Annotated in this window: 11 protein-coding genes; 6 read left to right on the top strand and 5 right to left on the bottom strand. The window is 74.4% G+C overall.

Translation table 11 applies throughout. The features are described from left to right. From E1293_RS36380 to E1293_RS36370, 3 genes are all read right to left on the bottom strand, one after another. On the bottom strand, positions 1 to 630 hold a 630-nt coding region (locus E1293_RS36380; protein WP_207939299.1), incomplete at its 3' end, for a biotin/lipoyl-containing protein. Between the two features lie 35 nt (positions 631 to 665). Next, the gene (gene lpdA / locus E1293_RS36375) at positions 666 to 2,057 is read right to left on the bottom strand and encodes a dihydrolipoyl dehydrogenase (protein WP_132202893.1); all 1,392 of its coding nucleotides are present in this window, start codon (positions 2,055 to 2,057) and stop codon (positions 666 to 668) included. Between the two features lie 159 nt (positions 2,058 to 2,216). Further along, entirely contained in the window at positions 2,217 to 3,749 is a 1,533-nt protein-coding gene (locus E1293_RS36370; protein WP_132202891.1) for a leucyl aminopeptidase, read from the bottom strand. A 181-nt stretch (positions 3,750 to 3,930) separates the two neighbouring features. Here E1293_RS36370 and E1293_RS36365 point away from each other — a divergent pair, with 181 nt between their 5' ends. From E1293_RS36365 to E1293_RS36340, 6 genes are read left to right on the top strand one after another with little or no spacing between them, the layout of a single operon-like run. Continuing rightward, on the top strand, positions 3,931 to 4,695 hold the full coding sequence (locus E1293_RS36365; protein ID WP_132202889.1) for a GntR family transcriptional regulator: 765 nt from the start codon (positions 3,931 to 3,933) through the stop codon (positions 4,693 to 4,695). Between the two features lie 11 nt (positions 4,696 to 4,706). Further along, the gene (locus tag E1293_RS36360) at positions 4,707 to 4,934 is read left to right on the top strand and encodes a 4Fe-4S dicluster domain-containing protein (protein WP_132202887.1); all 228 of its coding nucleotides are present in this window, start codon (positions 4,707 to 4,709) and stop codon (positions 4,932 to 4,934) included. Positions 4,935 to 4,943: 9 nt separating this feature from the next. Next, positions 4,944 to 6,356 (top strand): ABC transporter substrate-binding protein, encoded by a 1,413-nt coding sequence (locus tag E1293_RS36355; protein WP_132202885.1) that lies wholly within the window; start codon positions 4,944 to 4,946, stop codon positions 6,354 to 6,356. After that, a complete protein-coding gene (locus E1293_RS36350; protein WP_132202883.1) occupies positions 6,353 to 7,129 on the top strand; it encodes an ABC transporter permease in 777 nt (258 codons plus the stop codon). Before E1293_RS36355 ends, E1293_RS36350 begins: the two co-directional genes overlap by 4 nt. Next, positions 7,126 to 7,842: an ABC transporter ATP-binding protein gene (locus tag E1293_RS36345; RefSeq protein WP_132202881.1), complete on the top strand. Its 717-nt coding sequence runs from the start codon at positions 7,126 to 7,128 to the stop codon at positions 7,840 to 7,842. Before E1293_RS36350 ends, E1293_RS36345 begins: the two co-directional genes overlap by 4 nt. Then, entirely contained in the window at positions 7,842 to 10,547 is a 2,706-nt protein-coding gene (locus tag E1293_RS36340; protein ID WP_132202879.1) for a fumarate reductase/succinate dehydrogenase flavoprotein subunit, read from the top strand. The genes E1293_RS36345 and E1293_RS36340 overlap by 1 nt, the downstream gene beginning before the upstream one ends. Here E1293_RS36340 and E1293_RS36335 read toward each other — a convergent pair. Both E1293_RS36335 and E1293_RS49805 read right to left on the bottom strand, forming a co-directional pair. Continuing rightward, positions 10,531 to 11,304, bottom strand: a complete 774-nt coding sequence (locus E1293_RS36335) for an adenosylcobinamide-GDP ribazoletransferase (protein ID WP_243717070.1) — start codon at positions 11,302 to 11,304, stop codon at positions 10,531 to 10,533. The two genes, E1293_RS36340 and E1293_RS36335, sit on opposite strands and share 17 nt — an antisense overlap. Beyond that, positions 11,301 to 12,245 (bottom strand): bifunctional adenosylcobinamide kinase/adenosylcobinamide-phosphate guanylyltransferase, encoded by a 945-nt coding sequence (locus E1293_RS49805; protein WP_243717068.1) that lies wholly within the window; start codon positions 12,243 to 12,245, stop codon positions 11,301 to 11,303. The genes E1293_RS36335 and E1293_RS49805 overlap by 4 nt, the downstream gene beginning before the upstream one ends. Positions 12,246 to 12,429: the final 184 nt, after the last annotated feature.

Genomic DNA, 12,429 nt, shown 5'->3' with positions numbered 1-12,429 from the left:
CTGCTTGCGGATGCGGCCGCCGACGCCGGTGCCCTTGACGGTGCCCAGGTCCACGTTGTGCTCGGAGGCCAGCTTGCGCACCAGCGGCGTCACGTACGGGCCCTCGCCCGGCTCCGCCTGCTGCTGGGGCTGCTGCTGGGCCTGCGGCTGCTGCTGCGACGCCGGGGCCGGCGCGGGCGGCTGCTGGGGCGCCAGCGGGGCCGGTGCCGGGGACGGCGGGGCCGCGGGCTGCTGCTGCGCGGGCGGCGGCCACGCGGCGGGCGGCGGCGCCTGCTGCGGCGCCTCCTGCTGCGGGGCGGGCTGCTGGGGCGCCTGCTCGGCCTGCGGCTGCGCGGGCGCCTCCTCCTGCTTCTCCTCGGCGGCCGGGGCGCCGCCGCCGGACGGCGCGTCGCCCTCGTCGCCGATGACGGCCAGTTCGGCGCCGACCTCGACGGTCTCGTCCTCGGCGACGGTGATGCTGGTCAGGATGCCCGAGGCGGGGGAGGGGATCTCGGTGTCGACCTTGTCGGTGGACACCTCCAGGAGCGGCTCGTCGGTCTCGACGCGCTCGCCCTCCTTCTTGAGCCAGCGGGTGACGGTGCCCTCGGTGACGCTCTCGCCGAGCTGGGGCATGGTGACGGAGACCGGCATGTCTCAGCGACTCCTTCGTATTACTGTGCGGCGTTTCAGCCGTGCACGTGCAGTGGTTTGCCGGCGAGGGCGAGGTGCGCCTCGCCGACCGCCTCGGACTGGGTCGGGTGGGGGTGGATCAGCTGCGCGACCTCGCCGGGCAGGGCCTCCCAGTTGTAGATGAGCTGCCCCTCCGCGATGAGCTCGCCGACGCGTGCGCCGACCATGTGGAGGCCGAGGACGGGACCGTCCACGGCCGCGATCACCTTGACCTCGCCCTGCGTCCCCAGGATCTTGCTCTTGGGGTTGCCGGCGAGGTCGTAGGTGACCTCCTTGATCTCGTACCCGCGCTCGCGGGCCACGGCGGACGTGATGCCGACCGAGGCCACCTCGGGGTCGGAGTAGGTGATGCGAGGGACGCCGTCGTAGTCGATCGGCGGCGGGGTGAGCCCGCTCAGCCGCTCGGCCACGAGGATGCCCTCGGCGAAGCCGACGTGGGCCAGCTGCGGCGTCTGGACCAGGTCGCCGACCGCCGAGATCGTGGGGACGCTCGTCCGGCAGTACTCGTCCACCTTGACGAACCCGCGCTCGGTCTCGACGCCGGCCTCGGCGAGCCCGATGCCGTCGGAGACCGGGCCGCGCCCGACCGCGACGAGCAGCAGCTCCGCGTCGATGGTCTTGCCGCCTTCGAGCGTGACGGAGATGCCGCCCTGCGTCGTCTTGGCGCTCTCGAAGCGGGTGCCGAGCTCGAACTTGATGCCGCGCTTGCGGAAGGCGCGCTCCAGCCGCTTGGAGCTGGACTCCTCCTCCAGCGGCAGCAGGTGCGGCAGCGCCTCCACGATCGTGACCTCGGCGCCGAACGAGCGCCACACGCTGGCGAACTCGACGCCGATGACGCCGCCGCCGAGGACGACGACCGAGCCGGGGACGTGCTCCAGCCGCAGCGCGTGGTCGCTGGAGATGACGCGCTCGCCGTCGATCTCCAGGCCGGGCAGCGACTTCGGCGCCGAGCCGGTGCCGAGCACGATGTGCCCGGCCTCGATCGTCCGGGCGCCGCCGGCGGTGTCGACCTCGACCGTGGTCGGGCCGGTCAGCCGGCCGGTGCCGTGCACGATCTCGATGCCCCGGGTCTTGATCAGCCCGGTGAGGCCCTTGACGGTGGTCGTGACGACCTTGTCCTTGTAGGCGTTCACGCCCGCGACGTCGATGCCCTCGAAGGTCGCCTTCACGCCGAACTTCGCCGCCTCGCGGGACTGGTCCGCCACCTCCGCCGCGTGCAGCAGCGCCTTGGTGGGGATGCAGCCCCGGTTGAGGCACGTTCCGCCGAGCGACTCGTCCCGCTCGATGAGGGCGACCGACCTGCCGAGCTCGGCGGCGCGCAGCGCGCACGCGTACCCGCCGCTGCCGGCACCCAGGACGACGATGTCGAAGGGGCCGTTGTTGGCCACTGGACGCTCCCTTTCCCCGGTTGCGGGCGCCACGTGGATCGCGGCGCCCTGGGCGGGGCGGGCGCACCGGTGCACCGGGCCCCCACCGCCACAAGAAAACCTATTCTGCTCTCCGCCCGGTCACAGCGGGCGGGTCCCCCACAGAATTCCCCTGGCCTCCTAAAGGACGCCCGCGGCGACGTCCTCGGCGAGCTGGACGAGGGTGCGGGCCGCGGCGCCCGTGCCGCCCTTCGGGGTGTACCCGTAGGGCTCGCCCTTGTTGAAGGACGGGCCCGCGATGTCGAGGTGCGCCCACTTGACGCCGTCCGGCACGAACTCCTTGAGGAACGTCCCGGCGACGAGCATGCCGCCCCACCGCTCGCCGCTGATGTTGGCGATGTCGGCGACCGCCGAGTCGAGGCCCTTGCGCAGCTCCGCCGGCAGCGGCATGCCCCAGGAGGGCTCGCCGGCGCGCCCGGCCGCCGCGACGACCTTCTCGCGGACGTCGTCGTCGTTGGCCATGACGCCGGTGGTGCGGGTGCCGAGGGCGACGAGCTGCGCGCCGGTCAGCGTGGCGACGTCCACGATCAGGTCGGGGGAGTCCTCGCCGGCGCGGACGATGGCGTCGGCCAGGACGAGCCGGCCCTCGGCGTCGGTGTTGAGGACTTCGACGGTCTTGCCGCCGTAGATGCGCAGCACGTCGGACGGGCGCTGCGCGGTGCCGCTCGGCATGTTCTCGGCGATGGCGAGGTAGCCGACGACGTTGACCTCGGGCCCGATCTCGGCGATGGCGGCGAGCGCGCCGAGCACGGCGGCGGCGCCGCCCATGTCGGACTTCATCCAGTCCATCGCTTCGGCGGGCTTGAGGGACAGGCCGCCGGAGTCGAAGGTGATGCCCTTGCCGACGAGGGCGAGCGTCTTGGACGCCTCCGGGTGGGTGTAGGCGAGCCGGACGAGCCGCGGCGGGTTGACCGAGCCCTGCCCGACACCCGCGATGCCGCCGTACCCGCCCTCGACGAGGGCCTTCTCGTCCAGCACCTCGATGCCGAGGCCGGACTCGGCGGCGACCCGCTCGGCCTCGCCGGCGAGGTCCTCGGGGGTCAGGTGGGACGGCGGGGTGTTCACCAGGTCGCGGACGAGCTTGACCGAGGCGGCGAGCGTCTTCGCCCGGTCGACCGCGGCGCTCTCGGCCGCGGCGCCGGCCAGGCGGATCTCCTCGACCGGGCTCTTGTGGCCGTCGCCGGTGCGGAAGGAGTCGAAGGAGTAGGCGCCGAGCAGCGCGCCGAGCGCGACGGCCTCCACGCCCGCGGCGTCGGCGGCGGGCAGCGCGACGGCGACCCGGGCGGTGCCGGCGAGGGAGCGGACGGCGGCGCCCGCGGCGCGGCGCAGGTCCTCGGCGGACGGGTCCTCGCCCAGGCCGACGGCGACGATGACCTTGGCGGTGACGGCGCCGAGCGACGGCAGCCTGGTGACCTCGCCGGCCTTGCCGGTGGCGCCGAGCGCGGCGAGCGCGTCCGCGAGCCGGCCGTCCATCGCGCGGTCGAGGGCCCCCGCACCGGCGGCGGGCGCGGCGCCCGCCGCGGCCGGGGTGACGCCGATCACGATCGCGTCGGCGTCGAGGCTGGCCAGGTCTGCGCTGTCAAGGCTGATGCTCGTCACGTAGGCCGATGTTAGTCCTCCCGGTGACCGGTTTCGTCCTTTTGGATCAAGCATTGCCCGCCCCGGGGGCGTCGTCTGGCAAGGCGTGACGAACGCGCCGCGTCCGGGTCCCGCGGGTGGCGGAACGCCGCCGGCCGGGTGCCGTGCCGCAGGTGGGCGGTGGTGCGCCGGACGCTTCGGGTGGCGTTTCCGGCCCCCTATTCACCTATTCCGATGGTTTTAGTAGGTTAATGCCGTGACCAGGAAGGACATCGCCGGTACGGCTGCGCTCGCGCAGGCTCGGCGGCGCCGCGCCGACCGCGCCCGGCAGGTGGCGGACGTGCTGCGCCGGCAGGTGCTGTACGGGGAGTTCCGCAGCGGCGCGCTGCCCGCCGAGGCCGTGCTCGCCCGCGAGTTCGGCGCCTCCCGCAACGCGGTCCGGGAGGCGCTCGACCTGCTGCGCGCCGAGGGCCTGATCGAACGCCGCGCGGGGGTCGGGACGCTCCCCGTCGCGGAGAAGTACCCGCACGGGCTGGAGCACCTCCTCGGACTGGCCGAGACGCTGCGCGAGCACGGCGAGGTCGACAACGAGGTCCGCACGACCGGGCTGATCACCCCCTCCCGCGAGGTGTCGTCCCGGCTGCGCCAGGCCCCGGGCGAACCCGTCGTCTACATCGAGCGGATCCGCCGGCTGAACGGCCTGCCGCTCTCGCTCGACCTCACCTACCTCGCCCGCGACCTCGGCGAGCCGCTGCTCGCCGAGGACCTCGCCCGCAACGACATCTTCGTCCTGCTCGAACGGATCGCCGGGCAGCCGCTCGGCACGGCCGAGGTCGTCCTCGAAGCGGTCAACGCCGACCCGCACTCGGCCGCCACCCTCGACGCCCCGCGCGGCACCGCCCTGCTGATGCTCGAACGCCTGACCCATCTCGCCGACGGGCGCCCGGTCGACCTGGAGTTCGTCCGGTTCCGCGGCGACCGGATCGCGATGAGCGGCACCCTGCGCCGCACCCGCCCCTGACAGGAGAAGCCATGTCCCAAGTGCAGAACCGCGCCGACGTCCCCGTGACCGTGGACGAGGCCCTGTGCATCGACGGCTGCACGCTGTGCATCGACGTCTGCCCGCTGGACGCCCTGGCCGTCCACCCCGAGACCGGCAAGGCGTACATGCACGTCGACGAGTGCTGGTACTGCGGCCCCTGCGCGGACCGCTGTCCCACCGGCGCCGTGACCGTGAACATGCCGTACCTCCTGCGCTGAAGGACCCCCATGAACAGAACCCTCACCGCCGCCCTGCTGCTGCCGCTGCTGGCGGGCTGCACCGTGGCGGGCAACGCCTCCGCCGGCGGCTCCGACCGGATCGTCGTGGGCTACCAGTCCAAGACCATCAACACCGTCACCGCCGGAACCCTCCTGCGCTCGCTCGGCTCCTTCGAAAAGCGCCTGAAACAGGTGGACGGGAAGTACTCCGTCGGCTGGCGCGACTACGACACCGGCGCCCCGATCACCGCGCAGATGCTCGCCGGGAAGATCGACATCGGCTCGATGGGCGACTACCCGCTGCTGATCAACGGGTCCCGGTCGCAGGCGCAGGGCGGGGACGCGGAGACCGCATGGGTCTCGGTCACCGGGTACAACCTGCGCGGCTCGCTGAACAGCGTGGTCGTCGCCCCGGACTCCAAGGCGAGGACGCTGCGCGACCTGAAGGGCGAGACGGTCTCCACGAGCGTCGGCTCGGCCGGGCACGGGACGTTCGTCCAGGCGGCGCGCAGGTACGGGCTCGACCCGGCCGAGGACGTCAAGGTCGAGAACCAGCAGCCGACCGTCGGCGCGTCCGCCCTCCAGGCGGGGAGCGCCGCGGCGTTCGCGCAGTTCGTCGCCTGGCCGGGACTGCTGGTGAACAAGGGCCAGGCCAAGCTGCTCTACGACGGCGGCTCCCTCGGCGTGCCGACGTTCCACGGTGTGGTGGTCCGGAAGCGGTTCGCCAAGGAGAACGACGAGATCCTCCAGGCGTTCCTGAAGGCGCAGATCGACGCGACGAACTACCTGCACGCGCATCCCTTGGAGGCGGCCGAGTCGGTCGCTTCCACCACGGGCCTGCCCGTGGAGACCGTTTACCTCTACAACGGCGCCGGCGGTGTGGCCACGTTCGACCCGACCGTCAAGAAGGGGCTGCGGGACGCGTTCGTCCAGGACGTCCCGTTCCTGAAGTCGATCGGCGTGATCCAGACACCGCTGAAGGTCGATCCCTTCGTCGACGACTCCTTCATCAGGAAGGCGGTCGGCCCGTCCTACGACCGGCAGGCGGCGTCCACGGCGAACCCCGCCGCCATCACCGGGACGGACGAGGTCTGCAAGAAGAAGGTGGACGACCCCGGGACCGCCGGTGAGGTCTGGGTGCAGGGCGAGTCCAGGACGCGCCCCGTCGCCGATCCCGTCTGCCTGCTGAAGAACGTCCGGGCCGTCCAGGGCGAGGGCAAGCGGATCAGGGCCGTCTACATCCCGGACACCTCCGCGGGGACGCGCTGGTTCGCCGACAAGGAGATCTGGGTCGAGGACCCGTCGGCGAAGCCCGCGCAGCGGTTCAAGCCGTTCGCCACCCCGGAGGGCGCAGACAAGTACGTCTCCGCCCATTCCGGCTCGAAGGTCGTCTCTTACGACGAGGCGGTGCGGCGCGCATGAACGGCCTGCTCCGCTGGCCCGTCCGGCTGGCGTCCCTGCTCGCCGCGCTGGCGGCCTGGCAGCTGGTGACCGCGGCCGACCTGCGGCTGTGGGTGCGGTTCGACCGGTTCCCCGGCCCGCTGGACGTGGTGCACGAGTTCGCCCGCCAGATCGAGCACGGCCAGTTCTGGCAGGACATCGCGCAGAGCCTCACGAGGATCCTCAGCGGGTTCGTCCTGGCCGCCGTCCTCGGCGTCGCGCTCGGCGTGGCCACGGCCCGGTCGAAATGGGCCGGGGACCTGCTGCAGCCGCTGTTCGAGGTGGCCCGGCCGATCCCGGCGATCGCGCTGGTGCCGGTCGCGATCCTGCTGTTCCCGGCGAACGAGCAGGGCATCGTGTTCATCACCTTCGCGGCGGCGTTCTTCCCCGTCCTCGTCAGCACCCGGCACGCGGTGAAGGCGCTGCCGGTCGTCTGGGAGGACGCGGTGCGCACGCTCGGCGGCGGCCGGTGGCGGGTGCTCGCCCAGGTCGTCCTGCCGGGGGTGCTGCCGGGCGTGTTCGGCGGCCTGTCCATCGGGATGGGCGTCGCGTGGATCTGCGTGATCTCCGCCGAGATGATCTCCGGCGACTTCGGCGTCGGCTACCGCACCTGGCAGGCGTACACGATCGTCGACTACCCCGGCGTGCTGGTCGGGATGGCCGTCATCGGGCTGCTCGGCTGGCTCACCTCCGCCGCGGTGGAGCTGGCCGGCCGCCGGCTGACCCGGTGGCTGCCCGGGGAGGAGCGCTCATGAGCGGGGACGGGCTGGTGCTGCGGGCCGAGGACGCGACGCTCGGGTACGGCGGCCGGACGGTCGTCGAGGGACTCGGCCTGGACGTCGCGGCGGGGGAGATCCTCGTCGTCCTCGGGCCGTCCGGGTGCGGGAAGTCGACGCTGCTGCGCGCGTTCGCCGGGCTGCTCCCGGCGGTGTCCGGGCGCGTCCTCGCGGACGGGGAGCCGGTCACCGGCACCTCCGCCGACCGTGCGCTGATGTTCCAGGACGACGCCCTGCTGCCGTGGCGGACGGCGCGCCGCAACGTCGAGCTGGCCCTCGCGCTGCGGGGCGTCCCGCGCGGGGAACGCCGTGCGGCGGCCGTGCGCTGGCTCGACCGGGTGGGGCTCGGCGACGCCGCCGGGCGGCTGCCGCGCGAACTGTCCGGCGGAATGCGGCAGCGGGTGCAGCTCGCCCGGACGCTGGCCGCCGGGCCGCGCGCGATCCTCATGGACGAGCCGTTCGGCGCCCTGGACGCGCAGACGCGGGCGTCCATGCAGCGGCTCCTGCTGGACGTGCTCGCCGACGCGCCCGCGACCGTCGTGTTCGTCACCCACGACGTGGACGAGGCGCTGCTGCTCGGCCACCGCGTCGTCGTCCTCGGCGCGGCGGGCGTCGCCGCCGAGTTCCCCGCCCCGGCGTCCCGCGACGAGGTGCTCGCGGCGCTCGGGGCCCGTACGAAGGAGGTCGTCTGATGGAGGTCCCGCCCGTCACCGAGCGCCGCGAGCTGAGCTGCGACGTGCTGGTCATCGGCGGCGGCACCGCCGGGACGATGGCCGCCATCACCGCGGCCGAGCACGGGTCGTCGGTGCTGCTGCTGGAGAAGGCGCACGTCCGGCACTCGGGGGCGCTCGCCATGGGCATGGACGGCGTGAACAACGCGGTCATCCCCGGCAAGGCCACGCCCGAGGACTACGTCGCCGAGATCACCCGCGCCAACGACGGGATCGTCGACCAGCGGACCGTCCACCAGACGGCCACGCGGGGCTTCGCCATGGTGAAGCGGCTCGAACGGTACGGCGTGAAGTTCGAGAAGGACGAGCACGGCGAGTACGCGGTCCGCAGGGTTCACCGTTCGGGCTCCTACGTGCTGCCCATGCCGGAGGGCAAGGACGTCAAGAAGGTGCTCTACCGGGTGCTGAGGCAGCGCTCCATCCGGGAGAAGGTCCAGATCGAGAACCGGGTCATGCCCGTGCGCGTCCTCACCTCGGGGGGACGGGCCGTGGGCGCGGTGGGATTCGACACCCGCAGCGGCGAGTTCGTCACCGTCTCGGCGGGCGCGGTGATCCTGGCGACGGGCGCGTGCGGCCGCCTGGGCCTCCCCGCGTCCGGCTACCTGTACGGGACGTACGAGAACCCGACGAACGCGGGCGACGGCTACGCCATGGCCTACCACGCGGGGGCCGAGCTGAGCGGCATCGAGTGCTTCCAGATCAACCCGCTCATCAAGGACTACAACGGCCCCGCGTGCGCCTACGTCGCCAACCCGTTCGGCGGCTACCAGGTCAACGCCGAGGGGACGCGGTTCGTCGACTGCGACTACTGGTCGGGCCAGATGATGGCGGAGGTCAAGCGGGAGATCGACTCCGCGCGCGGGCCCATCTACCTCAAGCTCACCCACCTGCCGGACGAGACGCTGACCGCGCTCGAAGGCATCCTGCACACGACCGAGCGGCCGACCCGGGGCACCTTCCACGCGGGACGCGGCCACGACTACCGCACCCACGACGTGGAGATGCACATCTCCGAGATCGGGCTGTGCGGCGGGCACTCGGCGTCCGGGGTGTGGGTGGACGAGAACGCCCGCACGACCGTCCCCGGCCTGTACGCGGCGGGCGACCTGGCCTGCGTCCCGCACAACTACATGATCGGCGCGTTCGTCTTCGGGGACCTGGCGGGCGCGCACGCGTCCGCCCACCGCGCCTCCTCCCGCGACGGGGGCCCGGCCGCACTGCCCGAGGAGCAGATCGCGGCGGCGCACGAGCTGGTCTACCGCCCGCTCCGCCACCCGGACGGGCCGCCGCAGCCGCAGGTCGAGTACAAGCTCCGCCGCTTCGTCAACGACTACGTGGCGCCGCCGAAGACGCAGGCCAGGCTCGGCATCGCCGTCGAGACGTTCGCCCGCATGGAGACCGAGATCGCGGAGATGGGCGCGCGGACGCCGCACGAGCTGATGCGCTGCGCCGAGGTGACCTTCATCCGCGACTGCGCCGAGATGGCCGCGCGGTCGTCCCTGACCCGCACCGAGAGCCGCTGGGGCCTCTACCACGACCGCGCCGACCTGCCGGAACGCGACGACGCGTCCTGGATGTACCACCTCAACCTGCGGCGCCGCGGCGACGGGGCGATGGAGTTCGTCAAGCGCCCGGTCCAGCCCTACCTGGTGCCGGTCGCGGAGTTCACCGTCCCGGAGCCGGGCGAGCCGGTCGTGCTGGCACCGGCGCCCGCCACCGCCCCAGCGGCCGCGCCCAGCCGTCCTGCCGCGGCCGCGCGCCCGGCCATGGCGGTGGGACGCTCCCCGCGGCTCCTCGAACTCCAGGAGCTCGCCGAGACCGGGCCGGCCGTCGGCGAGTTCGGCCCCTACCTCGCCGACCCCGATCCGAAGGTGCGGCGCGCGGCCGTCGCGGCGCTCACCGAGGTCGTGCCGGACGGCGTCGCGGCCGCCCTGGCGGCCGCGCTCGCCGACGGGCACGGCTCCGTCCGGCGCGCCGCCGCGACCGCCCTCCGGGAACTGGTCGAGGTGCTGCCCGCGACCGACCGCGTGCGGGACGCCCTCGCGCCGGCCCTCGGCAGCGGGGACGCCCTCGTGCGGGCCGCGGTCCTGGACGTCCTGCGCGCGCTCCGGCTCGGCTCGCCGGCCGTCTTCGCGGACGCGCTGGGCGACGCCGACCACCGGGTGCGGCTCCAGGCGGTCCGGGGGCTGGTGGCCCACGACGCGGCGGACGGCATCGCGCGCGCCGCCGCCGACGCGTCCCGCGAGGTGCGGGTGGCGGTCGCGCACGGCCTCGGCACGGTCGGCGACCCGGCGGCGGCCGGGCCGCTGGGCCGCCTCATCGAGGACGCCGACGACCTGGTCAGGGCGGCCGCGCTGGAGGCCCTGGCCGGTGTCGCCTGCCCGCCCCCGCTCGACGCCGTCGCCGCCGGCGCCCTGCACGACCCGGCCTGGCAGGTGCGCACGGGCGCCGCCCGCGGCCTCGCCGCCGCGTCCCCGGGCGCCGCCGCCGGCCCCCTCGCCAAAGCCCTGGACGACCCGCACCTGGACGTCCGCAAGGCGGCGGTGATCTCCCTGGCCGCCTTCCGGGACGTCCCCGAGGCGGCGGACGCCCTGGACAGGGCGCAGGGCGACCCGGACGCCGACGTCCGCGCCTACGCCCGCCGCGGGCTCAGCGAAGCGAGGTGAGGGCGACCAGGGCGGCCGTCGTGGCGATCTCGACCAGGGCGCCGAGGACGTCGCCCGTCACCCCGCCCAAGCGGCGCACGGCGTGCCGGAGCAGCAGGAGGGCGGCGGCCAGGCCGGCGGCCACCGCCGCCGCGCCGTGCAGGGCGCCCCCGAGGCCACCGGACGCCAGTCCGGCGCCCGCCGCGGCGACCGCGACGACGGCGGTGACGGCCGGCGCCGCGCGCGTCGGCACCGAACCGGCGACCAGGGCGCCGAGACCGCCGGGCCGCGCGGACGGGACGCCCGTGCGGCAGGCCCACGGCAGCGCGAGCCGGCCGGTGACGGACGCGATGAGCACCGCGACGGCCGGATGCGGCACCGAGGCCAGCGCGGCGGCCTGGATTAGCACGGTCAGCAGCAGGGTGACGACGCCGAACGGCCCGATGTCGGACCGCTTCATGATGGTCAGCGCCTCGTCCGCGGGGCGCCCGCTGCCGAGGCCGTCCGCGAGGTCGGCCAGCCCGTCCAGGTGCAGGGCGCGGGTGATCGCCGCCGTCGCGGCCACCGCGAGGGCCGCCGCGAGCAGCCCGGACAGGCCGAGCAGGCCGCCCGCGAGCAGGACCAGCGCGGCGGCCCCTCCGGTGATGAGGCCGGCGGCCGGGGCGAGCAGCATCGCCACCCGGGCAGTGCCCCGGTCGACCCGGCCTGTGCCGAGCCTGCCGGTGCCGAGCGGGACGACGGTGAGCAGCGTGACCGCCAGCCGCAGCCCGGCGATCACCCGAGCTCCACGACGCGTCCCGCCACGACCAGCGCCGCCTCCTCGGACTCGGCCGCGAGCCGCTGGTTGACCAGGCCCAGCATGTCGCGGAACGCCCGCCCGGACGCCGTCTCCGGTACCAGTGACAGCCCGACCTCGTCGCTCACCGCGACCACTCGCGCCGCCGTGCCGCGCCAGGCCGCGACGAGCTCGTCGATGAACGGCAGCACGCGCGGCGGATCCTCCCAGGCGCCGGCCTCGTCCATCACGGCGGTGAGCCAGGTGCCGACGCCGTCCACCAGGACCGGCCCGGCCTCGGACGCGAGGACCTGCGCGAGGCCGGTCGTCTCGGCGGTGCGCCACCAGGCCGGACGGCGAAGGCGGTGCGCGGCGACGCGCGCGCCCCATTCGGGGTCGTCGTCCCGCACGGGGCCGGTCGCGACGTAGAGGACGTCGGGGCACGCGGCCAGGCGCAGCTCCGCCTCGGCGGACTTGCCCGACCGGGACCCGCCGAGCAGCAGCGTCCGGGACGGGCCGTGCCGCGGGCGCCTCCAGAAGGACATGCGCCGCTCCAGCTCGGCCGGCGACGGCAACCGGTGGTCGACGTGGACCGCCACGATCTCGGTCTGGTCCGTCACGGCCCCGAGCCGCCGCAGACGGCCCAGCTGCTCCGGCGAACCCGCCATGTCGAGCAGGACGGCCTCGTACTCGGCGCCCGCCGGCGGCTCCGGCCTGGCTCCCGGTCCGGACGCCACCAGCGCGCGGTCTCCGCCGGGCCCGCGCACCTCGTATCCGCCGGGCACGTCCGTCCGCGGCAGATCCTCCAGCGGCACGCCGTCGAGCAGGACGCCGAACGGCTCGTGCTGGACGCCCTCCATGCGCAGCCGGTTGCACGACGCGCATCCGCATCCCGGCGCGGGCCAGCCCTGTGCGGCGGCGATGCCGCGAACCTCGATGTTCATACCGAACGGAACTCTACGATTACGCTCACCCGGAAGAAATCACGTCCCCGTCAGCAGGAGGAACCCCGGTGGGCAACCCCCCGAGCACACCCTGGCCCCAGCAGCCGGGCCATGGAGGGCAGCAGCCGCCCTACGGGCCCCCGCCACCGGGCGGGCCGCCACCGGGCGGGCCGCCACCGGGCGG

It is taken from the genome of Actinomadura darangshiensis (assembly GCF_004349235.1).
Taxonomy (GTDB): Bacteria; Actinomycetota; Actinomycetes; order Streptosporangiales; family Streptosporangiaceae; genus Spirillospora; species Spirillospora darangshiensis.
Note: the sequence above shows the minus strand (reverse complement) of the source record. Positions and strands in the feature narration are given on the sequence as shown.